The 26,392-nt window shown below is 59.4% G+C and carries 18 protein-coding genes and 1 pseudogene; 11 read left to right on the forward strand and 8 right to left on the reverse strand.

All coding sequences use genetic code 11. The features are described from left to right. Window positions 1-113 precede the first annotated feature (113 nt). Together EAH74_RS06160 and EAH74_RS06165 are read left to right on the forward strand one after the other, a co-directional pair. Window positions 114-1,226, forward strand: a complete 1,113-nt coding sequence (locus EAH74_RS06160; protein WP_140677029.1) for a hypothetical protein — start codon at window positions 114-116, stop codon at window positions 1,224-1,226. A gap of 34 nt (window positions 1,227-1,260) precedes the next feature. Beyond that, window positions 1,261-4,167 (forward strand): carboxypeptidase-like regulatory domain-containing protein, encoded by a 2,907-nt coding sequence (locus EAH74_RS06165; RefSeq protein WP_140677031.1) that lies wholly within the window; start codon window positions 1,261-1,263, stop codon window positions 4,165-4,167. A 108-nt stretch (window positions 4,168-4,275) separates the two neighbouring features. Here the strand turns inward: EAH74_RS06165 and metE are convergent, their stop codons facing one another. Beyond that, complete coding sequence (gene metE / locus EAH74_RS06170; protein ID WP_140677033.1) at window positions 4,276-6,588, reverse strand: 5-methyltetrahydropteroyltriglutamate--homocysteine S-methyltransferase; 2,313 nt, start codon at window positions 6,586-6,588, stop codon at window positions 4,276-4,278. 119 nt (window positions 6,589-6,707) lie between these two features. On the opposite strand from metE, the gene metR reads away from it, so the two are divergent. Next, complete coding sequence (gene metR / locus EAH74_RS06175; RefSeq protein ID WP_076028480.1) at window positions 6,708-7,625, forward strand: transcriptional regulator MetR; 918 nt, start codon at window positions 6,708-6,710, stop codon at window positions 7,623-7,625. A 133-nt stretch (window positions 7,626-7,758) separates the two neighbouring features. On the opposite strand, the gene EAH74_RS06180 is transcribed toward metR, so the two are convergent. From EAH74_RS06180 to EAH74_RS06195, 4 genes are all read right to left on the reverse strand, one after another. Next, window positions 7,759-8,256: a GNAT family N-acetyltransferase gene (locus tag EAH74_RS06180; RefSeq protein ID WP_140677035.1), complete on the reverse strand. Its 498-nt coding sequence runs from the start codon at window positions 8,254-8,256 to the stop codon at window positions 7,759-7,761. A gap of 2 nt (window positions 8,257-8,258) precedes the next feature. Then, window positions 8,259-8,897, reverse strand: a complete 639-nt coding sequence (locus EAH74_RS06185) for a LysE family translocator (protein WP_033057445.1) — start codon at window positions 8,895-8,897, stop codon at window positions 8,259-8,261. 24 nt (window positions 8,898-8,921) lie between these two features. Next, window positions 8,922-9,356: an NUDIX hydrolase gene (locus tag EAH74_RS06190; RefSeq protein WP_140677037.1), complete on the reverse strand. Its 435-nt coding sequence runs from the start codon at window positions 9,354-9,356 to the stop codon at window positions 8,922-8,924. A 209-nt stretch (window positions 9,357-9,565) separates the two neighbouring features. Next, a complete protein-coding gene (locus EAH74_RS06195) occupies window positions 9,566-10,924 on the reverse strand; it encodes an HD domain-containing phosphohydrolase (RefSeq protein WP_140677039.1) in 1,359 nt (452 codons plus the stop codon). Window positions 10,925-11,183: 259 nt separating this feature from the next. Between EAH74_RS06195 and EAH74_RS06200 the strand changes: the two genes are divergently transcribed. From EAH74_RS06200 to EAH74_RS33775, 6 genes and pseudogenes are all read left to right on the forward strand, one after another. Next, entirely contained in the window at window positions 11,184-13,490 is a 2,307-nt protein-coding gene (locus EAH74_RS06200) for a putative bifunctional diguanylate cyclase/phosphodiesterase (protein WP_140677041.1), read from the forward strand. Continuing rightward, entirely contained in the window at window positions 13,487-15,361 is a 1,875-nt protein-coding gene (locus tag EAH74_RS06205) for a putative bifunctional diguanylate cyclase/phosphodiesterase (RefSeq protein ID WP_140677043.1), read from the forward strand. Before EAH74_RS06200 ends, EAH74_RS06205 begins: the two co-directional genes overlap by 4 nt. Before the next feature lie 44 nt (window positions 15,362-15,405). Further along, window positions 15,406-16,365: a cytochrome-c peroxidase gene (locus EAH74_RS06210; protein WP_140677045.1), complete on the forward strand. Its 960-nt coding sequence runs from the start codon at window positions 15,406-15,408 to the stop codon at window positions 16,363-16,365. Then, complete coding sequence (locus EAH74_RS06215; RefSeq protein ID WP_140677047.1) at window positions 16,362-18,173, forward strand: DAHL domain-containing protein; 1,812 nt, start codon at window positions 16,362-16,364, stop codon at window positions 18,171-18,173. Before EAH74_RS06210 ends, EAH74_RS06215 begins: the two co-directional genes overlap by 4 nt. A 590-nt stretch (window positions 18,174-18,763) precedes the next feature. Next, window positions 18,764-18,850: pseudogene (locus tag EAH74_RS33770) on the forward strand (hypothetical protein); the annotation flags it as partial. A 57-nt stretch (window positions 18,851-18,907) separates the two neighbouring features. After that, window positions 18,908-19,576 (forward strand): ATP-binding protein, encoded by a 669-nt coding sequence (locus EAH74_RS33775; RefSeq protein WP_430539730.1) that lies wholly within the window; start codon window positions 18,908-18,910, stop codon window positions 19,574-19,576. A 124-nt stretch (window positions 19,577-19,700) separates the two neighbouring features. Here EAH74_RS33775 and EAH74_RS06225 read toward each other — a convergent pair whose 3' ends face one another. Together EAH74_RS06225 and EAH74_RS06230 are read right to left on the reverse strand one after the other, a co-directional pair. After that, entirely contained in the window at window positions 19,701-21,026 is a 1,326-nt protein-coding gene (locus EAH74_RS06225; protein WP_123369261.1) for an APC family permease, read from the reverse strand. 280 nt (window positions 21,027-21,306) lie between these two features. Further along, window positions 21,307-22,128: a carbon-nitrogen hydrolase family protein gene (locus EAH74_RS06230; RefSeq protein ID WP_140677051.1), complete on the reverse strand. Its 822-nt coding sequence runs from the start codon at window positions 22,126-22,128 to the stop codon at window positions 21,307-21,309. Between the two features lie 125 nt (window positions 22,129-22,253). Here EAH74_RS06230 and EAH74_RS06235 point away from each other — a divergent pair, with 125 nt between their 5' ends. Together EAH74_RS06235 and EAH74_RS06240 are read left to right on the forward strand one after the other, a co-directional pair. Beyond that, window positions 22,254-23,054: a helix-turn-helix transcriptional regulator gene (locus EAH74_RS06235; RefSeq protein ID WP_008147857.1), complete on the forward strand. Its 801-nt coding sequence runs from the start codon at window positions 22,254-22,256 to the stop codon at window positions 23,052-23,054. Window positions 23,055-23,232: 178 nt separating this feature from the next. Further along, a complete protein-coding gene (locus EAH74_RS06240; protein ID WP_140677053.1) occupies window positions 23,233-24,852 on the forward strand; it encodes an FMN-binding glutamate synthase family protein in 1,620 nt (539 codons plus the stop codon). Window positions 24,853-24,877: 25 nt separating this feature from the next. Here the strand turns inward: EAH74_RS06240 and EAH74_RS06245 are convergent, their stop codons facing one another. Then, window positions 24,878-26,392, reverse strand: coding sequence for a glucosyltransferase domain-containing protein (locus tag EAH74_RS06245; protein WP_140677055.1), 1,515 nt, complete (start codon window positions 26,390-26,392; stop codon window positions 24,878-24,880).

Raw genomic sequence — 26,392 nt, forward strand, 5'->3', positions numbered from 1 at the left:
TGCACCGACCTGTCACATCTGACAGTAGTCAAACTCTCCGTTCAAGCTCTCAATCGACCACTCATATGTCCCGAATCACGGGATTGCTACCCACTCCGCCGCGAGAGCACATTATGAGTACCGACGAACAACTGGTGGAAAATAGCCCGGCCCGGTTTGCCACCTCGACCGTGAGCGAGAGCAGGATTGATATACCCGGCGCCCTCACGGTGATCGAAGGCGCGGATGTCGGCATCAACCGAACGCTGGCCCGTGGCAACATCAATGGTATGGCGATCGTTATTCCCCCCACACAAGTCTTCGTCGGTGACCGGGTGGAAGTGTTCATTCGCCACCCGACCTCGCCCGCCCTGCCGATCATCTGGTTCACAGTGCCAAGTGACTATAACGGCGATCCGCTCTTGAGAAGAATCCAGGCCAATGACATTCCCGAGGGTTTCAGTACCTGGTTCTACCGAGTCAATAACGTGGAGTCGGGGCATCTTGAGGTGTTCGTCAAAACCGACCTGCCCGGGGGAATCGACCCACAACCGGAATACCCGGGCCACAGGTTATTGCGGGCCCCCGTCATTACTCCGTCGATCATCGACGGCACACAGGACGTCATTGTCACCGTGGCGCCCTGGCAAGGCATGCGCCACAACGATACCGTAGCGTTTCAGTATGTCGACTGGCGCATCGCACACCAGGTTCTAAAGTCCGAGATCGGTCAATCGGTCGAGCTCACGATTTCCCAAGAAATGATCGCGGCCGACGGTAGTGGCCAGGCCTTGCTTCAGTACTGGGTAACAGACGAGGTGGGCAACATGGCCTCTGACCACTCCGTCGGGTTGATGGTCGACATCCAGGACGCCAACCACGCACAACGCCTGCCCGCCCCGGTGGTGTCCGAAACCGATCATGACAACGCCATCTACATGACTGCGCTAGGGGCCAACTCCGTCAGCGTGACGGTCGCAACCCCAGCCTCGGTCTTTGCCCCAACGGATGTGGTGGAACTCGACTGGCGAGGCGAGCCCCGTGCAGGCCTGCCCCAGCCGTTCACCGACTCTCAGACTGTTGCCTCCCAGACAGCGCTGACCTTCGAGCTGTCCAACGCCGTGGTCCAGCGCCTGGCCGGTGGTTTTGCCAACGTGGCGTATACGCAAGTCACCGCCAGCGGCGAACGCCGACGCTCGAAGTACGTCCAGGTCTTCATTGTCGGCAACACCCGCAGAATCGATTGACTCCCATTACCCACCTATTCAGAGGTAATCCGCCATGAGCGTTTTCAACACACCCGACGCCCCCGTCAAAGCACGGCAAATTGACCTGCTGCCCCCTCTGCCAAAACCCGGCGATATCAGAGTCAATAGCATTGATCCGCTCTTGATATCCGGGTTTATCCCCAACCTGCCAGCAGATGAGGGTGTCCACGGTGGTATCAATCGACTCGCGTTTCTGGACGGAAAAGGCCAGCCAACAGAGCTGAATGTAGTTATCGACCCGTGGCTCAGCATGTCGGAAGGCGATGAATGGATTATTGAAGCGATCTACTCGCCGGGGAACCCGATCACACTTGTGAGTGACACTGTCAATGTCACTCAAGTGGATAATCGGCTGTTCCCGACCATCAAAAAGGATCAGTTGCCCGACGGCGTGTGCGAGCTGCTTGTCGGCGTACGCAGAATCAGCAATGCCGGGGGTGACTACGAACGCTCACCGCCCTTGAAGGTACTGATCAAAACCACCCTGCCCGGCGGACCCGACCCGGATGAGAAGGAGCCTTACCATCAGGGACTGGCGTCTATCGAGGTGGAGCGGGACATCCTCGATAACGGCGTTACCAAGGATTATCTGGACGACAACAACGGGGTGCCCATCACCATCGCGCCCTACGAGAACATGCGCAAGAACTCCACCATTTTTGTCCTGTGGGGAGATATAGAGATCAAGCTACCCCTGGTCACTACCGGCCAGGTTGGCAAGCCCATAAAGTTCACGATCCCTAAAAGCATCCTGACAAACCTGCCCCCCGTAAATCCTTTGCTGCTCACTTATCGCCTTCAGGACGTGGTGGAGAATCACAGCGCTGCCAATGCGCCTCCGATCTTCTTCCTGTTCGACCCTTCTCTCGTGCTGCTCGAAGCCCCGGTTATCGACCAGGCGGATGGCGATCAACAGCTCGACCTTGATGCACTGCTCGGTGAAGACGTCGAAACAATTGTAACTTCGTCGAAGGTCCGTTTTGAATCAGGAGACGTGGTGGACCTGAGCTGGCGGGGCGTCAGCGCTGGTGGCCGCAAGGTCCCCGTGGATATGCAATGGAAACCCACCGCACAAACCCGCTCTCACTCGTTCATGATTGACTATTACCCGGTCCACCTGATTGCTCGAGGTTTCGCCAAAGTCGACTACCGCCTGACCCAAGCCGCCACGCCCGCCACCCCGCGCTATTCACGCACGACCTACGCCAAAATGATCGGCATGCCCCTGAAGCTGGCGGCACCTGAGGTGCCTGAAGCCAAAGGGGGGTCTGTCGCGATAGACACCGACCCGGCCCACGTGATCGTGAAAAGCCAGCCTGGCGCCATAATTCTCGACGATCTCATTCTCGTTTACTGGTACGTCATAACAGCGTCAGGCATTGAAGATCTCTACGTAACGTCCAGCATCGTTGGCGAGGACATGGTGGACAAGGACATCGAGTTCACCGTACCCAAAGACCATATTGAAAAATGGGAAGGGGCCAAGGTACTGGTCGAGTACACCGTCCGCCGCACAGACACTGAAGACGTGGGTTCCGAAACCCTGGTGCTGGAAATCGGCGACATCACGGCCCAATTGCCGCCACCGGAAGTCAACGACGCGAAAGACGGTGTGTTGATCCCCGAAGAGGTACCCAACGGTGCCGTGGTCACCATCAAACCCTATCCCGGCATGCGCGCCCTGCACATCATCAGGCTCGACTTCATCGGGGCCAACCAGCAGGACTCCTGGTCGTCACCGCCCATAGAAGTACAGCCTGCAATGGTGGGCATAGACTTTACGCAAACCGTGCCCTTCGAGAAACTGCTAGCCAATCGGAACAACACCGTCGAGCTGGTCTATACCGTCACCAACCCCTTTACCAAAACCCAACGGGTCTCGGAGCGGCTGCGATTGAACATCGGCTCGCCGATTCCGAACCCGGACATCACTGAAGTCAAAGACGGCAACGGCAACGACATTGCGCGCAACAGCCAGACATTCGCCACCCGTGCAACACTGACGGGCACTGCCGGGGTGAGTGTCCCCGTAGAACTGCGCAACCACGGCGTGATTGTCGCCACACCAACCTCCACCGACGGGCGCACCTGGTCATACACCATCACCCCCCTGGCGCCGGGCTCGTACAGCTTCACCGTACAGACCCCCGGTACCAATCGACCCTCCGCTATCTGGGCCTTTACCGTGCAGGAATCACAGACGCCCATCATCGACTCGGTACAGGCTGGCGGCTCGACGATCCCGAACAACAGTGGCACTTACTACCAGAGCAATATCAGCATCAAAGGCTCGGCCTCACCAGGACATCGGATCAATATCTACGATGGCAGCATCCTGCTGGGACCGGTCACGACCACCGATACCGGAGGTTGGACCCTGCCGGCGCGCAACTTCTCGCTGGGCGGTCATTCCATTACCGCACGGACCACCGATGGCAGTAATAAAATCTCGCTCGCCTACACCTTCACGGTGCAACAGGGGCTATCGACCGATATCACCAATTTCAACAATCGCCACTTCAACGGCTGGGTAGCGGGCACTGCCATTCAGCCCCGGGACCTGACCTTACATGTCAATCATGGGCAATACGTACTCAACAACTACACCTATACCTACCAGTCCAGTGGAGTCTTGCTGTACAAGACGTTCTACAACCTGCAACCCAATGTCACCTACACCTTTACGATTCGGATAGCACGTTTTGATCCTCGGCCCGCTCCGTTCGTGATACCACACATCAGGCTACGCACCGACCAGACAGTGGGACAGAGCTGGATCATTGGGGCAGCAACCCTGAACAACCTTACAATCGCTTTCAGCTCAACCACGCCACAGTTGACGCTGTACATCGACAGCCTTGAGGCCAGTGGCTATGGTAACGATTGGGACATGGCGTGGATTCAGGTGAGTAAAGCTTAAACGTAAAAACCCGCCGACCTCGCAGTCGGCGGGTCTATCCATTGCAGTGATGAAAGGCTTGCGGCGCACTGGCTGTACGGAACCATCGTTCCGTCAGCTTTGCCTGCCTTAAGCCAACTGACTACGCAACTGCCGCGCCGCCGCCACCATGTTCACCAACGCCGCCTCAGTCTCCGGCCACGCCCGGGTCTTCAACCCGCAATCCGGATTCACCCACAACCGCTCAGCCGGAATGCGCTTCACGGCTTTGCTCATCAATTTCACCATCTCGGCCGTGTCCGGCACCCGTGGCGAGTGGATGTCATACACGCCCGGGCCGATATCGTTCGGGTAGTCGAACGCTTCGAAAGCCTCCAGCAATTCCATGTCCGAGCGCGAGGTTTCGATGGTGATCACATCGGCGTCCATCGCCGCGATGGACTGAATCACGTCATTGAATTCGCTGTAGCACATGTGGGTGTGGATCTGGGTTTCGTCCCGCACACCGGATGCGCTCAGGCGGAAGGCTTCCACCGCCCAATCGAGGTATTCCTGCCATTGCGCCCGACGCAGCGGCAAGCCTTCGCGGAATGCGGCTTCGTCGATCTGCACGATCTTGATGCCGGCGCTTTCCAGATCCACCACTTCGTCACGCAACGCCAGCGCCAACTGCTGCGCCTGGATTTTGCGCGAGACGTCTTCGCGCGGGAATGACCACATCAGCATGGTCACGGGACCGGTGAGCATGCCTTTCATGACCTTGTCGGTCAGGCTCTGTGCATAGGTGATCCAGTCGACGGTCATGGCGTTCGGGCGGCTCAGGTCGCCGTAGATAATCGCCGGTTTCACGCAGCGCGAACCGTAGCTTTGCACCCAGCCAAAACGGGTGAACAGGTAGCCGTCCAGTTGCTCGGCGAAGTACTCGACCATGTCGTTGCGTTCGGCTTCACCGTGAACCAGCACGTCCAGGCCCAGGCGTTCCTGAACTTGCACGGCATGGCGGATTTCGCTGTGCATGGCGTCGGTGTAATCGTTGGCCGACAGCTTGCCTTGCTTGAACGCTTGGCGTGCCAGACGAATCGAACCGGTCTGCGGGAACGAGCCGATGGTGGTGGTTGGGAATGCCGGCAGTTTCAACCGCGTACGTTGCTGCTCGATGCGTTTGGCGAACGGCGAGTGACGTTGGCTGTCTTTGGCGCTGATGGCGTTAATGCGCGCTTGGACTTCGGCTTTGTGAATGCGCGGCGACTCGGCGCGGCTGGCCTGAATCGAGCGGCTTTCGGCGAGGGCAGCTTGTACCTTGGGGGATTGCGGGTCGTTCAGAGCATCGCGCAGCACGGCGATTTCGCCGCACTTCTGCACAGCGAATGCCAGCCAGCTTTTCAGTTCCGGGTCGAGTTTGTCTTCGCGATCCAGATCCACCGGGCTGTGCAGCAACGAGCAGGAACTGCTGACCCACAGGTTGTCGCCAAAGCGTTCCTGGGCCGGCTGCAGTTGAGCGAGGACTTGCTCCAGTTCGCAGCGCCAGACGTTGCGGCCGTTGACCAGGCCCACCGAGAGAATCTTGTAGGTCGGCAGACGGTCCAGCACCTGGCCGAGTTGATCCGGCGCCCGCACCGCATCGATGTGCAGGCCTTGTACCGGCAGGCTGACCGCCAGGCCGAGGTTGTCTTCCAGACCGCTGAAGTAGGTCGCCACCAGTTTTTTCAGCGGCGAGTATTGAAGAATGTGATAGGCGCGCTCGAAAGCGTTTTTCCAGGCCTGTGGCAGGTCGAGGGTCAGGATCGGTTCGTCGATCTGCACCCACTCAACGCCTTGAGCGGCTAGGCGACCGAGGATTTCGCCGTAGATCGGCAGCAGGCGTTCCAGCAGGTCGAGCTTGTCGAAGTCGTTGCCTTTGGCTTTGCCCAGCCACAGGTAAGTCAGTGGACCGATGATCACCGGTTTGACGTTGTGGCCGAGGGCCTTCGCCTCGTCGACTTCGTCGAACAACTGTTCCCAGCTCAGCTTGAACTGCTGGTCAGCGGTGAACTCCGGGACCAGGTAGTGGTAGTTGGTGTCGAACCATTTGGTCAGTTCCTGGGCGTATTGCGCTTTGCTGTGTTCGCCGCCGCAGCAGGCAGCCGTGGCGCCACGGGCCATGGCGAACAGGGTGTCGAGGGTCGGCAGGCCGCGCGAGTCCTTGGCACTGTCGAAACGCTCGGGGATCACACCGAAGGTCAAGGAATGGGTCAGTACCTGGTCGTACCAGGCGAAGTCGCCCACGGGCAGCAGGTCGATGCCGGCGTCTTTCTGCAATTGCCAATGGGTGGCGCGCAATTGGCGGCCGACGCTTTTCAGCGCGTCCTGATCCAGATCGCCCTTCCAGTAGGATTCGAGGGCTTTTTTCAGTTCGCGGTCAGCGCCGATGCGCGGGAAACCAAGAGTGTGGGCCAGAGCCATGGTGAGTTTCTCCCTATAAAAGATGTCGTAAAACATGGCGCTATTGTCGACAGCCAACCCAACATGAGACAAACTCAACCTTTTCGTGTTGATCACAAGTTTTCCTCATGGAGCCCCCGGTGCTTGAAATCCGTCACCTGAAGACCCTGCACGCCTTGCGCGAAGCCGATAGCCTGGTGGATGCGGCCGACCGCTTGCACCTGACGCAGTCGGCCCTGTCCCACCAGTTCAAGGAGCTTGAGGAACGGCTGGGGATGCCACTGTTCGTGCGCAAGACCAAACCGGTGCGTTTCACCAGCGCCGGTTTGCGTCTGCTGCAACTGGCCGACGCGACCTTGCCATTGCTGCGCGGCGCCGAGCGCGATATCGCGCGGCTGGCCGGTGGCACCGCCGGGCGTTTGCACATGGCGATCGAGTGCCACAGTTGCTTTCAGTGGCTGATGCCGACCATCGACCAGTTCCGCGATGCCTGGCCGGAAGTCGAACTGGACCTGGCCTCAGGGTTCTCATTCGCCCCGCTGCCTGCGCTGGCCCGTGGCGATCTGGATTTGGTGGTGACCTCCGACCCGCTGGAACTGGCCGGGATCACTTACGTGCCATTGTTCACCTATGAAGCGATGCTCGCGGTCGCCAATCAGCACCGTTTGGCGAACAAGGCCTACATCGTCCCGGAAGATTTGCTCACCGAAACGCTGATCACCTACCCGGTGGAGCGTGATCGGCTGGACATCTTCACCCGTTTCCTGGAACCGGCCGATATCGAACCGGCGCAGGTCCGCACGTCGGAACTGACGGTGATGATGATGCAATTGGTGGCCAGCGGCCGCGGCGTGTGCGGCATGCCCCATTGGGCGCTGCATGAATACAGCTCACGGGGTTATGTGAAGGCCAAGCGGCTGGGCGAGAAAGGTTTGTTTGCGACGCTGTACGCCGGGATTCGCGCCGACATGCTGGATGCGCCGTACATGCGCGACTTCCTGCTGACAGCCAAGGACACATCGTTCTCGACACTCGACGGCGTCAGCGCCGTTCGCTGATCGTTTGCAGACTGGAATGCAATCAAATGTGGGAGCGAGCTTGCTCGCGATAGCGGTGTGTCAGTCGATACAAATGTTGCATGCTAAACCGCCATCGCGAGCAAGCTCGCTCCCACAGGGATTTCGGTGATCTTTAGAGCTCGCGCCACATGTGGATCTTGTCGAAGTAGTCCTCACCCACCCGCACCGCCAGCGGTTCGAGGCCAAACTGGATGAAGCCGCAACGCTGGTACAGGTTGAACGCGGCGTCATTGCCGGCGGTGACGGTCAGCTGGATCAGCTTCAGACCCTTATGGTCCTGCGCTTCAGCCAGGGCGGCCTGCACCAGGTGATAACCGACCCCGCGCTGCCGGACCTTGCCCGACACGTACATGCCAAACAATGTCGCCTTGTGCCGGGCTTTTTCCCGGGGCTCGAACGCCAGGCCGACGATGCCCGCCAGCTCACCGTCTTCGAACGCGCCGAACACCACGTCCAGCTTGCTGGTCAGGCGTGATTCCCACCAACTCAACGGCATCACGGCGCGTTCGCGCACGCTGGAGGTAAATGCCTGGGGATGCAGGTCATAGGCTTCGAGCATCAGCGCCCGATAATCCAGAGCATGACTGGCATCAAGCCGTTCAATCCACATGTTCAAGCCATCCGTCGTTGTTCCAGCATCAGTCGCACCGCCAGCGCCGACAGCACGAACCCCATGAAATAGCGTTGCACCGCCAGCCAGGACGGGTTGTTGACGAACCAGGAGGCGATGCCCGCGGCGAACAGCGCGATCAGCAGATTGACGCTGAAACTGACGCTGATCTGGGTCAGACCCAAAGTGATGCTTTGAGTGAACACCGAGCCATGCTCAGGCGTGATGAACTGCGGAAACACCGACAAATAAAACACCGCGATCTTCGGGTTCAGGGCGCTGGTCAGAAAGCCCATGGTGATCAGTTTGCGCGACGAGTCCGGCGGCAACTGCTGCGCTTCGAACGGTGAACGCGCACCCGGTTTGACGGCTTGCCAGGCCAGCCACATCAGATACAGCGCGCCGGCCCATTTCAGCACTTCGTAGGCCATCGGCACCGCCAGAAACACCGCGGTCAAACCGGCAGCCGCCGCGAACAGGTGCACGAAAAAACCCGCGACCACACCGAGCAACGAAGTCACACCGGCCTTGCGCCCCTGGCAGATCGAACGGGAGATCAGGTAGATCATGTTCGGCCCCGGCGTCAGCACCATCAGCAATGCGGCAGCGGCGAAGATCAGCAAGTCTTGAAGCGGGATCATGGGCAGTCCTTTGTCCGGGAATAATCAGGCAGTTTCGGTTAACAAGGCACGATAAAACGGCAGGATCAGGTCCCGTGTCAATGGCGCCAGCGTGACACTGCCGTCAGTGGCCGGGTCGATCCAGCGCACCTCTTCGATCTCCGCCGCAGGCGATACGTCTGAATCGATGGTCAGCTGAAAGAGTTCGGCCTGGACGGTAAAACCCGGCTCATTGGCGGCCGGTGCCGAGAATTGCCCGAGATAAGTGGCGTGTGCCGGGTCGATGACCAGCCCCAATTCTTCTTCCAGTTCACGGGCCAGCGCGTGGACCGGTTGCTCATGGGCTTCGATCTTGCCCCCCGCCTGCATGAACGCTTCGGTGCCGCGCTTGCGGACCACCAGAGTGCGACCGTCCGGGCCGATCAACAGGGCAGCGGCGATGCGGATGAGGCGGGGTGAAGAAGCGGATGAAAGGGTCATGGATCAGGATTGGCCTTGGGGAAAAAAACGCAAGGATCACATGAGTCTCGGTGTGTCGTCACGCCGAAAAAAGCATCTACCAAGCCCTCTGTGGGAGCGAGCCTGCTCGCGATGAACGATGATGCGGTGTACCTGAAAAACCGCGTTGTCTTCATCGCGAGCAGGTCGGACCGCCGCACCGTCGCTCCCACATTGGACGAGTACAGCGCTTAGACCTCACTGGCCTCGAGAACCGCAACGTCTTCCGGCACCTTCACGAAAATGCTGTATTTCGCGCCCTCCATGGCTTCGAAGGCGATCAACTTCTCCACCAGCGGCCCATTCAACACCTTGCCGGCATTGAGCAGCAGCATGCCGTTGTCGGCATTGAGGTTGCGCGCCAGGATCATGCCCGCCGTCACTTCCCGTGTGGTCAGCACTTTGACCGACGGATCGGCCAACGAGACATCGCTCAGGTACGCGGCACAGACCTGGATGAAATCCTCCACCAACTCGGGATCGTAGAGCCGTCCAGCATAGCTGCGGATGTAGACCAGTGCTTCATCGCTGTTCATCTGCCGCTCGAGGATCAGCCCGCGTTGCAACTCGATGAAATCCACCGCCAGTTTCAACAGCCGCGAACCGAACGGAATGGCCTCGCCCTTGAGCCGGTCGGGGAAACCACTGCCGTCCCAGCGCTCCTGGTGGTAAAGAATCAGACGAGCGGCGTCCTTCATCGGGTCGAGCGTCATCAACAGCGATTCGCTCTGCTTGGGATAACCGCGATAGCGCTCCCGATCGCTGTGATGCAGCAGGTCCGCGGGCGCGGTCATCATGCTGTCGGTCCAGCTCAGTTTGCCAATGTTGTAGAGCGCCGCGGCCATGGCCAGGTCGCGGCTGGTGCCCTCGTCCAGGCCATGAAGTTTGCAGTAGACCCGCACCAGTTCGATGATCTGGCGGTTGGTCTGCTTGGCCGGCGGCAGGCGTAGGTTGGCCAGCAGCGAAAACACCTCGGTGCCGGTGACATAGCTGTGCTTGAGTTCTTCGTAGGCCAGGTCGAGCATGTCGGCGGTCTGCTGGAGTTCGGCAGTGCGGGCGGCGACGTGTTTTTCCAGGGTGATGTTGAGCGACTTCAACTGGTCGTTCTGCAGCCGGGTCAACTGTTCCAGGCGCTGGCGTTCGCGCTCGGAATGTTGATGCGCCAGGGCCTGGCGCAAGGTCAGGAGCATTTCCTCGTCGTTCCAGGGTTTGCTGATGTAGCGGTGAATCTTCCCTTCGTTGATCGCTTTGATGATCGTCGGCATGTCCGCGTAGCCGGTGAGCAGAATCCGGGTGGTCGTCGGGTAAAGCTGATGGATGCGGGCCAGCAGCGTGGCGCCGTCCATATTGGGCATGCGTGCGTCGGTCATCACCAGATCAATGGAGTGCTGCTCCATGATCTCCAGCGCCTGGGCACCGCTGGTGGCCAGCAGCAACTCGTAGGGCTGGCCGCGTAACAGGCGACGCAGGCTGTTGAGGATTGACTCCTCGTCATCGACCAGCAGCACCTTGGGTTTATCGTTCAAAGTCGTGGGGAGTTGCTCTTCCATGGCGTCACCTCAAGTGAAACGGGCACATCGTTGTGGCAGGCCCCGAGGCAAACATCCCCTATTGCCGGAGCCTGACCTACAGGCTAGATGATTTTCAGCCCGCCAACGGAAATGATTCAGCTCATTGAGTTGCGCGAAGTGCGGGACAGGCGACTATGCTCAGCTGACTCGGATCCATAATCTGTACGTTCGGCCAGGTGATCAGGGAAAGGAAGCCCCCTATGAGAAAACCGCATCAAACTGCTGCCGGTACTGGCGTATGTCGATAAATACGCTGCTGGCGCGGACCAACCGACGGATTCTTATCGTCGACGACACAGCCTCGATCCATGCGGACTTCGCCAAGATCCTCAGTCCACCATCGATCGATGACGACAGCCTGATCAGCGCCGAAAATGCCCTGTTCGGCACCCCTGCGGCGCTATCGCTGCAGAGCTTCGTGCTCGACTCGGCGTTTCAGGGCCTCGAAGCCCTGGACAAGGTCGAGACGGCGCTGGCCAACGACATGCCCTATGCGATGGCCTTCATCGACATGCGCATGCCGCCGGGCTGGGACGGGCTGGAAACCATCGAACGGCTGTGGCAGGTCGATCCCAAGCTGCAAGTGGCGCTTTGCACCGCTTATTCCGACTATTCCTGGGAAGACATCGACGAACGCCTGGAGCTGGGCGATCGCCTGCTGATTCTGAAAAAACCCTTCGATGCCATCGAAATCCGCCAGATGGCCAGCGCCTTGACGGCCAAGTGGCAAATGACCGAAGACGCAGAGCTGAAGATGTCGCTGCTCGAACAGGCGGTCGAAGAACGCACCCGAGAGCTGTCCGACGCCAACATCATCGTGCAGAACAGCCCCACCATTCTGTATCGGTTGCGCGGCGAGCCATCGTTTCCGTTGATGTATATCTCGCACAACATCACCAAATACGGTCATGTTGCGGCGAAACTGGTCGCCTCGGCCAACTGGGCCCAGGAACTGATCCATCCTGATGATCAAACGAAGGTCGACACCGCCATGGCCCGGGTGCTGGACCGTCATGCGGCAGGCGCTTCCATCGAATTCCGGATGCGCACTGGCGACGGAGCCTGGCGCTGGGTCGAAAACCGCTACATCCCGGTGCGCGACGATGAAGGCCGTTTGCTGGAAGTCGAAGGCATCATCATCGACATCACTGAACGCAAAGTAGCCGAAGAGAAAATCGCCCTGCTGGCCCGCACCGACGGGCTGACCGGGCTGGCCAACCGTGCGACGCTGATCGAGCGGTTGCACCAGGCATTCGCCGCTGCGCGTCGGGGGGCGGCACCGTTCGCCATGTTTTACCTGGACCTGGATCACTTCAAACGCATTAACGACACCCTCGGCCATCCAGTGGGCGACCTGTTGCTGCAAGAGGTTTCCCGCCGGATCAAGGCCTGTGTGCGCGAAAACGATGTGGTTGCCCGCCTCGGCGGTGACGAGTTCGCGATCTTGCAGCTGGAGGTCGGCGACCCGACCCAATCCGCGGCCCTGGCCGCCAAGATCCGCGACACGCTGGTACTGCCCTACTCCCTGGCCGGCAATGATGTACGGGTCTCGGTGAGTATCGGTATCAGCAGCTGCACCCCGGAAAGCACCAGCGCCGATGGTCTGCTGACCCAGGCCGACATGGCGCTGTATCGCTCCAAGGAAAAGGGTCGCAACCAGTACCACTTCCACTCCGAGGAGATCAATCAGGAGGTGGTCGAACGCATGACCATCGCCAGCGACCTGAGAGCGGCCATCGAACACCAAGAACTCGAACTGCATTACTGGCCAGAAGTAGACCTGAGCAGCGGCAAAATCCTCGGCATGGAAGCGCAGGTCAGCTGGAACCACCCTGAGCGCGGTTTACTGGAAGCCTCGGCGTTTCTGCCCGCGGCGGAAAAGACCGGCACCATCGTCGCGCTCGGTCACTGGGTGCTGGATCGCGCCTGCCAGCAAATGCGCCAATGGCGCGACGAAGGCATGGCGCCGCCGGTGATTGCGATCAAGCTGTCCCTGGCCCAACTCAAGACTGGTCCCGAACTGATCTATGACGTGCTGCGCACCACCGCGCGCTGGGAACTCTGCCCCTGGGACCTGCGCTTCGACGTCACGGAAGCGACGCTGGCCCAGACCAAATGGACCCACAACGATGTGCTGCCGCGCCTGCGTGAACTGGGGGTGAAGATCGCCATCGACGACTTCGGCACCGAGTACTCCTCGTTCGACTACCTCAAGACCTACCAGGTCAATCACCTGAAACTCGCTCAGGCCTTCATTGACACCGCCGCCCGCGATCCGGCCAGCGCGAACACCTTGCGCGCCATCATCAACTTCGCCCGTGAAGTCGGGATCGGCATCATTGCCGAGGGCGTCGAAACCCAGGAGCAGCGCAGCTCGCTGATGGCCACCGGTTCACCGATGAACGCCCAGGGTTACTTCTTCAGCAAAGCGGTCAGCAGCCAGCAGGCCGCCGAGCTGCTGAAGGCCGGTAGCATCGTGCCCCCGAACCACGACATCGGGACGATTCTGGACAACCCGCCACGCTTCACGGAGGACAAAGGATGAAAATGCCTTTCGTGCGGACTAACCGGCGCATCCTGATCATCGACGACACGCCCTCGATTCATGAGGATTTTCGCAAGATCCTCGGCCCTGAGATTGAAGGTGAACAGTCCCTGGCCGGCGCTGAAGAAGCCCTGTTCGGCACCGTGCAGATTGACCGGCTGACGTTCCAGCTCGACTCGGCCTATCAGGGCCAGGAAGCCCTTGAACTGGTCAAGCGCGCACGGGCCGAAGGTCGCCCCTATGCCATGGCGTTCACCGATATGCGCATGCCACCGGGCTGGGACGGCCTGGAAACCATCGAACAACTGTGGAAGGCCGACCCTCACCTGCAAATCGCGTTGTGCACGGCCTATTCCGATTACACCTGGGAAGACATGGCCGAACGGCTGGAGTTCGGCGACCAGTTACTGGTGCTGAAAAAACCTTTCGACAGCCTGGAAATCCGCCAGATGGCCAGTGCCCTGACCTGGAAATGGCAGATGGCGCAGGACGCGGCGATGAAGGTCCTGAGCCTGGAACAAACCATCGAGGCGCGGGTCCACGAACTGCTCAAGGTGTCGCACCTGTTGCAGTACGACGTACTGACCGAGCTGCCCAACAGCACGTTGCTCGGTGACCGGTTGAACCAGTCACTGGCCCTGTCCCGGCGCCATGACAAGCAACTGGCCGTGATGTTTCTGGGCCTCGATCGCTTCAAGCGCATCAACAATGCCCTGGGTCATCCGGCCGGTGACGAAATGCTTAAACAGGTCGGGCGCAATCTGGTGGCGACGGTGCGCGAGTCCGACTCGGTGTTCCGCTACGGTTCCGATGAATTCGTGGTGATCCTCGCCGACGTCCGCCATCCCCAGCAGACCAAGGGTATCGCCGAAAAACTCTTGAACGCCATCCGCGCGCCGCAGCACATTGCCGGCCACGACCTGATCGTGACCGCCAGCCTGGGCATCAGCATTTACCCGGACGACGGCTTCGATGCCATCGCGCTGATCAAGAAAGCCGAAACCGCGATGCGTAACGTCAAGGAAAGCGGCCCGAACGATTTCAGTTTTTTCATCGACGAGATGAACCAGCGCGCCCGGGATCAGCAAAGCATCGAGAGCGGCATTCGCCTGGCGTTGGAACGCAACGAATTTGTCCTGCATTACCAGCCCAAACTGGACCTGGTCAGTGGCCAGGTAGTCGGTGCCGAGGCGCTGATTCGCTGGCAAAAACCGGGGCACGGCCTGGTCTACCCCTCGGATTTCATCAGTATTGCCGAAGACAGCGGTTTGATTGTGCCGTTGAGCAAATGGGTGCTGGCCGAGGCGTGCCGACAAGCCTGCGCCTGGCAGGCTGCGGGGCTGCCGAAGATCTGTATGTCGGTGAACATGTCGGCCATCGATTTCCGCCAGCGGGACTTTGTCGACAGCATCGAACAGACACTCAAACAAACAGGTCTGGAACCGGCCTTGCTGGAGCTGGAAATCACCGAAGGCGTGTTGATGCAGAACGTCGAAACCACGGTGAACGCCCTGACCCGGCTCAAGGTGATGGGCGTACGACTGGCCATCGATGACTTCGGTACCGGTTATTCCAGCCTGAGCTACTTGCGGCGTTTTCCCATCGACGTGCTGAAAATCGACCAGTCGTTCATTCGCGGCTTAAGCAGCGACAGCAACGACGCCGCGCTGGTCAGCGCCATCATCAGCCTGGGTCGGAGCCTCAAGCTGACCATCATTGCCGAAGGGGTGGAAACCCTCGAACAACTGGATTTCCTCAAATCACATCAATGTGAAGAGGGTCAAGGTTTCTACTTCAGCAAAGCCGTGGAGCCGGACGCCTTCGTCCGGTATCTGGGGTCGCTGAAGCCCTCTTCATCCGCCGCCACGTGAACGATGCGCAACGACACACAGGCCCTACGCCAAGGAATCATCAGATGTCGCCTTCCTTTCACCGTCTGCTATTGGCGCCGTTGTTCGGGTTCTGCCTGAGCGCCGGTGCCGCGCCGCTGGATGAACCGCTCAAACCACTGCCGGCGGTGCCCCAGCAGAATCCGCTGCGGATCGAGCTCGGTCGCCAGTTATTCAACGAGACACGCTTGTCGGTCAACAACTCACTGTCTTGCGCCAGTTGTCATCGACTCGAAAACGGCGGTGCCGACAACAAGGCGTTTTCCATCGGGTTCAACGGCGTTCCAGTGACACTCAACACCCCCAGCGTATTCAACTCCAGCCTGAATTTCCGGCAATTCTGGAACGGCCGCGCCGACACCCTGGAAACCCAGATCCACGGGGTGGTGCAAAGCCCCAGTGAAATGGGCAGTAACTGGGAGCATGTGGTGCAGACGCTGACCGCCGATGCGGCCTATCAGACCTCGTTCGCCAACGCCTACCCGGACGGCGTGACCATGAACAATGTGCAGAATGCCCTGGCCACCTATGAACGCACGCTGATCAGCGCCAACTCGCGTTTCGACCAATACCTGCAAGGCGATACCGACATTCTCACCCTCGACGAGAAATACGGTTACCAACGCTTCAAGGACTACGGCTGCATCGCCTGCCACCAGGGCGTCAACATCGGCGGCAACATGTTCCAGAAGTTCGGGGTCATGGGCGACTACTTCGAGACTCGGGGCAACCCCACCGAAGCCGACCTGGGCCGCTATCTGGTCACCAAAGACGAAGAGGACCGCAACGTGTTCAAGGTCCCGAGCCTGCGCAACGTCGCCGTGACCGCACCGTACTTTCATGACGGCTCGGCGACAACCCTCGAGGACGCGGTGGACGTGATGTTCAAGTTCCAGCTCGGGCGTATTCCCTCTGCCGACGACAAGACCCTGATCATCAAATTCCTCAAGACCCTGACCGGTGAATGGGGAGGCAAGCCCTTATGAAAACGTCCAACCGCGGCAACCTGGCGTTGCTTTGTGTCGTGGCCCTGATGTTGGCTTCGGTGCTGCTGTTTCTGTACCTCAAATCCAGCTCGAACCAGACGACGACCTACGCCGAATCCCGGGACTTGATCGGCCGGATCAAGCAGCTGAACGCACAATGGGAAACCGAGATCCTCAAGGCCAGGATCGCCATCAGTCACAACTACGATCCGTTGGTCACACCGCTGACCGAGATAACGAACCTTTGGGAGCGGTTCGACACGATGGAGTCGAGCCATGGCCGCAACGACTCGCCCGTCTGGCGCGCCAGCCATGATGCGTACCTGACCGCCATGCAGGAAAAGACCCGGTTGGTGGAGCAGTTCAAGTCTCACAACGCCGTGCTTCGCAACTCACTGGCGTTCCTGCCCACCGCCGAGGACGACATTCAGGAACAGTTGGCCCGGTTGGCGGACGAAGACAAACTGCAACTTCAGAACATCGCCACCGATACGTATGACTTGTTGCTCAGCAGCCTGGAGTTCGCTCAGGTCACCTCCGACGACAAGGCGGCCGACATCCTGTTGGGGCTGAACAAAATGGGGGTGAACAAACAGCGTCTACCTGAACAGTTCCACAGTCCGATCGATATTCTGAGCAACCATATTTCACTGATCCTGCGTGAGCAGCCGGTGGTCAATCGCTTGCTGGAAAACATCGAAGCTGTTCCCGTGGCCGAACGCCTGGACGACATCACCGACCTGCTGAACACCGACCAGCAACGGACCGATGCGGTCGACCAGCGCTATCACTTCTACATGCTGTTATTTTCGGTGCTGCTGGTGTTACTGCTGGTGTACCTGGCGATTCACCTGATGCGCAGTTTCACGGTGATCAATCGCGTCAACAAAGCCCTGCAAACCGCCAATGACGACCTGGAGCTGCGGGTTGAAGAACGCACCCGCGAACTCAAGGATACCCAGAGCGAACTGCTCGACACCGCGCGTCAGGCCGGCATGGCCGAGATCGCCACCAATGTGCTGCACAACGTCGGCAACGTGCTCAACAGCGTGAACATTTCGGCCGACCTGGTGAGCCGCAAACTGCGCGGCAGCAAAGCGCAGGGCCTGGGCAAGGCCATGCAGCTAATCAACGACCATCCTGACGACCTCGGCACCTTTCTGACCGAGGACGCGAAAGGCAAGTTGCTACCGGGCTACCTGAATCAACTGGTGGACGCGATAGCCCTGGAACAACAAAGCATGACCGAGGAGCTGGCCCAGCTGACCAAAAGCGTGGACCACATCAAGGACATCGTCGCCACCCAGCAATCCTACGCGGGCGCCAACAGCCTGATGGAACCGCTGCACATCAGCGAGTTGCTGGAAGACGCCCTGCGCATGAACTCTGGCGCCCTGACCCGACACCACGTCCAGGTGATCAAGGAGTACAGCGATGTGCCGCAGGTCATGGGCGACAAACACCGGTTGTTGCTGATCCTGATCAACCTGATCAGCAACGCCAAATACGCCATGTCCGACCTCAGCAATCGCCCGCGGCAAATGACCCTGGGGGTCAAAATCGTCGAAGACAAGACCCTGCAAGTCAGCGTCAAGGATGACGGCGAAGGCATCGCCGAGGAAAACATGACGCGCATCTTTGCCCACGGTTTTACTACCCGCAAGGAAGGCCATGGCTTCGGCCTGCACAGCTGCGCCCTGGCCGCCATCGAAATGAACGGCCACCTCACCGCCCATAGCGACGGACCGGGCAAAGGAGCGATGTTCACGTTGCAGATCCCGCTGAAAGCCGTACCGGAGGAAGCATGAGCGAGCTTTCTAACCGACGCATTCTGCTGATCGATGACACCCCGTCCATTCACGTGGACTTCCGCAAGATTCTCACGCCCATGCCGGAGCAGACCGTCGAACTGGACGAGATGGAAGCCGCGCTGTTTGGCAGCGAAGTGAAATCAACCAGTGCACTGTTCGAGCTGGACTCAGCCTATGGCGGCCAGGAAGGCCTGGGCAAACTGAACGAAGCCTTGCAGGAAAACCACCCCTATGCCCTGGCCTTCGTAGACATGCGCATGCCCGAGGGCTGGGACGGTGCGCAGACCATCGAACATTTGTGGCAGGCCGACCCGCGCCTGCAAGTAGTGGTGTGCACCGCCTATTCCGACTATTCCTGGGATGAACTGCTGGACCGCTTGAAAGCACATGACCGGCTGCTGATTCTAAAAAAACCGTTCGACAACATTGAAGTCCAGCAGATGGCCAACACCCTGTTGACCAAATGGGACATGACCGAACGGGCCAGCGTGCAGATGGACCATTTGGGGCAAATGGTCGAACGCCGAACCCGGCAGCTCACAGAAACCAGCGTTGAATTGCAGCGGGAAATCGACGAGCGCAAACAGCTTGAAACCCAATTGGTGCAATCGGAAAAACTCGCTTCACTGGGGCAACTCGCGGCCGGCGTCGCTCATGAAATCAACAACCCCATCGGCTTCATTTCCTCCAACCTCGGCACCCTGGATGGCTACTTCAAACAGCTGCAGGAAATGCTCGACGCCTATCGGGATGCGGAAGAGGCGATCGGCTCCAGCGAGCTCGTCGAGCGTTTGAACCAACTGCGCGAACGGGTCGAGCTGGAGTTCCTGCGCGAGGACATTCCACTGCTGATCAAGGAATCCAAGGACGGCATCAACCGGGTCGGGCAGATCGTCAAGGACCTGAAGGACTTCTCCCGGGTGGACTCCAATCAGGAATGGCAGTGGGCCAATCTGCAACAGGGCATCGAATCGACCTTGAACATTGTCGCCAACGAACTCAAGTACAAGGCCGATGTGCTCAAGGAATATCAGGCGTTGCCCGACATCGAGTGCCTGCCTTCGCAAATCAATCAGGTGATCATGAACCTGATCGTCAACGCCTCTCAGGCCATCGGCCCGGAGCGCGGCACCCTCACCTTGCGCACCGGGCTTGAAGCGGAAACGGTGTGGATCGAGGTCGAAGACACCGGCGCCGGCATTGCGCCGGACTGCCTGCAAAAAATCTTCGACCCGTTCTTCACCACCAAACCGGTGGGCCAGGGGACAGGGCTGGGGTTGTCCCTGTCCTATGGCATCGTGAAAAAACATCGGGGGGATATTACGGTGCGCAGTGAAGTCGGCGTGGGGACCACGTTTCGGGTCCAGTTGCCCGTGCACCAGACAAAACCGGCCGCCTGAACACGATTCAAAATGTGGGAGCGAGCCTGCTCGCGAAGGGGCCATGTCAGTCAACATTGATAGTGACTGACACACCGCCTTCGCGAGCAGGCTCGCTCCCACAGTGTCCTCACCCGTCAGGCGATTATGTGGCCTCCTGGAAATCCATCTCCGGTGGTTGGCGACGGAAGCCGCCGGTCAACACCGCCAGGTACACCACGCCAATCGCCAGCCAGCTCAGCCCCAGATAGATCGCCAGGTGATCGAGGCTGACCATCAGCCACAAATCCGCCGCCAGGCCGATAAACGGGAACAACAGGAACAACACGAATTCACGCAGCCCTTTGTTCTCACCGCCAATCCAGTAGTGAAAGATCACCGACAGGTTCACCAGACTGAACGCCAGGAACGCGCCGAAGTTTATGAACGAGGTCGAGGTGGTGACGTCCAGTTTCAGCGCCAGCAAAGCGACCACGGCGCACAGCAGGATGCTGTTGACCGGCGTGCCAAAGCGTTCATGCAAAGTGCCGAAGAACGATTTTGGCAGCACGCCGTCGCGGCCCATGGCGAACAACAGCCGCGAGCCGCTGGCCTGAGCCGACAGGCCCGACGCAAACTGGCCGACGATCAGGCCGATCAGGAAGATCGACACGAACAGGTCACCACCGATGTTGCGGGCAATTTCATAGGCCGCCGAGTCGACGCTGTCGAACTGGAACGACGGATGCGCGATCTGCACGAAGTACGACACACCGACAAAGATCAGCCCGCCGATCAGGGTGATCAGCATGATTGCTCGCGGGATGGTGCGGCGCGGGTCGCGGGTTTCTTCGGTGAGGGTGCTGACCGCGTCGAACCCGAGGAATGAATAACAGGCAATGGCTGCACCGCTCATGATCAGCGGCATCTGCATGTCACCGTTGAAGAACGGTTTGACCGACCACAACGGCGTGCTCGCATCACCACCGACGTAATGAACGCACAGCGCAACGAAGGCGATCAGTACCAGGAACTGCACCAGCATTAATAACGCGTTGATGCCGTTGGCCAGTTTCAGGCCGACGATGTTGATCGCACTGGTGATGCCGATGAACGCCAGCACCCAGATCCACTGCGGCACGGCCGGGAAGGCGGAGTTGAGGTAGGCCGCGCCGATCAGCCAGATCGCCATCGGCAGGAACAGGTAGTCGAGCAGCACGGCCCAACCGGCGATAAAACCGAGTTTCGGGCTGATCGCCTTGCGGACATAGCTATAGGCCGAGCCCGCAACGGGGAACGCCGAGGCCATTCGCCCGTAACTCATGGCAGTGAAAAACATCGCCACCAGCGCCGCCAGATAAGCGGCCGGGACCATGCCAGCGGTGGATTGAGCGAGGATGCCGAAGGTGCCGAGCACAATGATCGGCGTCATGTAGGCGATGCCGAACAGCACCACCGAACCCAATGACAGGGTGCGTTGCAAACGAGCCATGAGCGACTACTCCGAATTTATTAGATTTATGGCAGAGCCGAGTTCGGCGCAAAAATTTCGGGTGTTACGTTGTTGTTTTGGGTAAGGCTTCAAATGTTCGTCAACCTGAAGATCCACCCCTCACCCCAGCCCTCTCCCCACAGGGGAGAGGGGGAAAGGGAGCAGATCTCCGTGTGTTTCAAATCCTGAGTTCGACCGGGTGTTTCAGGTCGCAATATTTCTTGAGGACTCTACGGTCAGTCCCCTCTCCCTCCGGGAGAGGGTTAGGGTGAGGGCTGGTTCAACGCTCAGGAATCAATAACTCCCGAACACCGCCGATCTGCTCCACCACTTCCCCCGGCAACCGCAGCCGCTGATCATCCAGATACCGATAATCCTGCCGCGCCGCCGTCAGCTGATTCAGGTCCAGCTCCACTGCAAACTGCCCCTCCTCCCGCCCGGCCTCGAACAACAAAGTCCCCAGCGGATCCACCAGCGCACTGCCGCCCGCAAACACCAACCCGCCATCGCCCTCTTCCACCCGGTTGACCATCAGCGCAAACGCCTGGTTTTCCTGGGCGCGGGCCATGATCGCGGTGCGGTGAGTCGGGCCGTAAGGGTCCATGTTGCCGTTGGTGACGATCAACAGTTCGGCCCCCAATTGCGCCAGCGCCCGGGCGGTTTCCGGGAATTCGATGTCGTAGCAAATCAGCAGGCCGACCCGTACACCGTTCCACTCACACGTGGCGTAACGGTCGCCGGCCTCGAACACACCGCGATCCGACGCCCACAGGTGCGTCTTGCGGTATTTCAGCGCGATACCTTCCGGGGTGATCAGCAGCGTGGTGTTGTAGAAGCGGCCGTTGTCGTTCTCGGCCATGCCGATCACTACGGCGATGTTGCGTTCACGGGCGGCAGCCTGAATGGCGCTGACGGTGGGTCCGTCCAGCGGTTCGGCAGTTTCAGCCAGCGCCTCAAGGGTCGGAAAGCCCATCAAGTGGGTTTCGGGAAACACGATCAGCTGCGTATCGGCAGCACAGGCAGCCATCGCCTTCAGAGCGCGTTCGAGGTTGTAAGCCGTGTCATTGTCACGGCCCGCCAACTGGGCGAGTTCGACTTTCATGGGTATTCCTTGTTCTTGACCAGGCTGGCAGAAAGATTGCCCGGTCGGTGTCTGTGCGCCAGTATGCGCAGCAAGCCAGCGACCGGGGAATCACGCCGCTGGGGTAACCCGATAGGGGTAGAGGCATGACACTCTCGTTAGACGACATCGCGTGGCACCGCTCGGTCGGGCAACTGATCGACGCCCTGGACAAGCCCAATTTCTGGACGCAGCTGGTACGGTTGCTGGATCAGTACGTGACCTTCGACAGCTGGGTGGCGCTGCTTTTCAGCGCCGATCAGCACCCGCAAGTGTTCGCCGAATGCCCAGGCGCGGACGGCAGTCCCGATCAGTTGTTCCAGGACTATCTGCGCGGTTTGTACCTGCTCGATCCGTTCTACATCGCCTGTCGCGAGCAGTCACGCACCGGGCTCTATCGCCTGTCGGAAGTGGCGCCGGAGCATTTCGAGCTGACCGAGTATTACCAGCGCTACTTTCGTCTGAATGTGGTCGCCGATGAAATCCAGTTCAATTGCCAGCTCGAAGGCGACCGCACGCTGTGCCTGTCACTGGGCAGCAAGCAGCGTTTCAGCGGCCAGCAGATTGCCTTGCTGTCGCTGATCCAGCCCTGGGTGCTCGGCCTGTTGCGCCAGCGCCTGCCCTACGAAATCAACGAAGTCGTGGCCCTCGCACCCGCACCGCCGCAAGTCGACTGGCGCGTGCAGCTGGAGGCGTCGGTGCAGCAACTCAAAGGCGCGCAATTGACCGCCCGGGAGCTGGATGTCGGGCGCTTGATGCTCAGCGGTTGCTCCAGTAAAGAAATCGCCCGTAAGCTGGAAATCTCTGTCGAAACCGTGAAAGTCCATAAGAAACACATGTACAGCAAGCTGGGGATCAAGTCCCAGTCCGAGCTGTTTTCGATTTTTCTCCAGGCACAAAATGCCTGATTACCACGCGGAGTGCTTTTTACTGTGGGAGCGAGCCTGCTCGCGATTGCGGTCTTTCATTCAGCATTGATGTCGACTGAACCACCGCAATCGCGAGCAGGCTCACTCCCACAGGGATCTGTGTGTATCCATGCACCTGCTGCGTTGAAATTATTGAGTCCGAACCAAGGAAAACCGTATGAGCCTGTCACTCCTGAGCCGCTACGCCTTCTTTGCCGTCTGTGTGATGTTTACCCTCGCCAGCCTGCCCTTCCTGGAGCACGACTGGCTCTGGCCGATCACCGTCGTCACCGGCATTCTCAGCCTCGTGGGCCTGTTCGATCTGCTGCAAAGCCCTCACGCGGTGCGCCGTAATTACCCGATCCTCGGCAACATCCGCTATCTGGTGGAGGGCATTCGCCCGGAAATCCGCCAATACCTGCTCGAGTCCGACAGCGACGCCCTGCCCTTCTCCCGGGCTCAGCGTTCGCTGGTCTATTCACGGGCCAAGAACGAAAGCGCCGACAAACCCTTCGGCACGTTGATCGATGTGTATCAGTCGGGTTTCGAATTCATCGGCCACTCCATGCGCCCGGCGCCGTTGAGCGACCCGAGCAGTTTCCGCGTGACGGTCGGCGGCCCGCAGTGCACGCAGCCGTACTCGGCCTCTGTGTTCAACATCTCGGCCATGAGCTTTGGCTCCCTCAGCGCCAACGCCATTCGCGCGTTGAACCAAGGGGCGAAACTCGGCAACTTCGCCCACGACACCGGCGAAGGCAGCATCAGTGCCTATCACCGGGAAAACGGCGGCGACCTGACCTGGGAACTCGGCAGCGGCTACTTTGGCTGTCGCACCGCTGATGGCCGCTTCGACCCTGAACGCTTCGCCGCACAAGCGCAGACGCCGCAAGTGCGGATGATCGAAATCAAGATGAGCCAAGGCGCCAAACCGGGCCACGGCGGGATCCTGCCCAAGCACAAAGTCACCAAGGAAATCGCCGAAACCCGCGGCATTCTGATGGGCGAAGACTGCATCTCGCCATCTCGGCACAGCGCGTTTTCCACACCGATCGAACTGATGCACTTCATCCAACAGTTGCGCGAATTGTCCGGCGGCAAACCGGTGGGTTTCAAGTTCTGCCTCGGCCACCCATGGGAATTCATGGGCATCGCCAAGGCCATGCTGGAAACCGGCATCCTCCCGGACTTCATCGTTGTCGATGGCAAGGAAGGCGGCACCGGCGCCGCTCCCGTGGAGTTCACCGACCACATCGGTGTGCCGATGCGCGAAGGCCTGCTGTTCGTGCACAACACGCTGGTCGGCCTGAACCTGCGGGACAAAATCAAACTCGGTGCCAGCGGCAAGATCGTCAGCGCCTTCGACATTGCCAGCGTCCTGGCCATCGGCGCCGACTGGGCCAACTCGGCACGCGGCTTCATGTTCGCCATCGGTTGCATCCAGTCGCAAAGCTGCCACACCAACAAATGCCCGACCGGCGTCGCCACCCAGGACACCCTGCGCCAACGCGCACTCGTCGTCCCGGACAAGGCCCAACGCGTCTTCAACTTCCACCGCAACACGCTCAAGGCCCTGGCCGAAATGCTCGCCGCTGCCGGGTTGGAACATCCTTCGCAATTGTCGGCCAAGCATTTGGTGCGGCGCATGTCGGCGACCGAGATCAAACTGTTCTCGCAACTGCATGTGTTCTTGAAACCGGGGGAGTTGTTGACCGGGGAAGTGAGCGGTGAGTTTTACTCGCGGATGTGGCAGATGGCGCGGGCGGATAGTTTTGAGCCGAACGAGGTCGTAGCAGCCTGAACCCGACGGCCCCCGTCATCGCGTTTCACCAGTGAAGCGTCTTAATCGGGGCCGGTTCTTTCATGACAATAAAACCGTAATCGCCGATCAGATAAATCCGGTAGTACGGGTTCTCCACCAGCGGTGGATAACCTTGATAACCCACCCGGGTCGCGTTACGTCGCTCCTTCTCCGCAACGACGTTGGTGATGCCCACTTTCGGCAGGTTCTCGGCCAGCATGAAAAAGTCGATGTTCAGCAGATAGTGCAACACCGGCATCTGTTTGAACGAGCCCGCCGCCCCCAGCAGCCAGTGATCGGAATAGGTCACTGACAGGTAAATGCGCTTGGCTTCGAGCAGCTGTCGATTCGACGCGATGTCGTGTTCAAGACTTAACAACGCGCTGGATGCGAAGGCTTTCTGCACCGTCAGCACACGCCCATAGGCGTACGAAATCGAAAGCATCGCCAGCAGTGGAACCACCAACAACAGCGGCAGTCGCTCGTGGATTCGTGCCAGCGCCAGATGGCTCAAATAGAACAACAGCACCAACAGGACCGCGAAGCCCATCAGGGTCCTGGCGCCTTCATTGAAGTCCCGGAAAAACAGCGCGACACCCGACACCAGCAGCGTCACGACCGGCAATGTCAGTAAACACACCAAGCCGATCAGGATTTTCTTCAGCACTGAGTCCTGACGTTCCAACACGTTCAGCCCCAGCCGGACACTGCCGGCAATGGCACACAGCAGCAGTGCGGCGAACACCCAGGAAAATCCGCCGTGAAACAGCAGCACGACTTTTTCCAGCACCCGGGCGATGTTGATTTGAAGTTGCAGCAGGGGCTGCGCCGTCCAGTTCAACAACAAGGTGCGATTTCCACTCATGAACGGATAAGCACTGACGCTGTAAATCAACCAGCCCAGGATGGCCTGCGATATTTTCCAGCCGATCAACTCGCACCACTGCGGCCAGGCCAGCTTGTCATTGGCGCCCCTGAGTACCTCTAGGCAACACAAACCAAGAAACACATTGAAGCTCACCTGATACAGCCCTATCGCCAAGGCAACCAGGAAGGACGGCACCAGCCACTGCTGGATGCGCGAGGGGGGACGAAAGGTGATCGCATAGATGACCGCCACCACGCTCAACGCCATGGCGGGCCCGTCGTATTGATAGGACAGGTTTTGCAGAAAGAACGGGTTGTACCAGAGCGGCAACGGCACCAGGCAGCAGGCAATCGTCGGTTGCGGGTAGTAATGAAATGTCAGGCTGGTCAACGCCGCGGCCATGGCCAGCGTGGCGATCAACAGTGGCAGCGGAAAGATGTTCGGCGCGGCATTGCTGAAGGTCAGCAGGTTGTAGAACAACTCGGTGAATAACCGTCCCTCCTCCGCCCAGGCCGTACCGGCCGCGGCCGACAGGGATCGCCAGTTGTCATCGATATACGGATAGTCCGCAAGGATCAGCGGCACCACATACACCAAGGTCGCCAACAGAAAAAACAGCCAGACCTGGCGGCGTCCGAGTTCCTTGCTGAAAAAGTCGCTGAACCTGCCCAT

The organism is Pseudomonas mandelii, assembly GCF_006438925.1.
Taxonomy (GTDB): Bacteria; Pseudomonadota; Gammaproteobacteria; order Pseudomonadales; family Pseudomonadaceae; genus Aquipseudomonas; species Aquipseudomonas mandelii_C.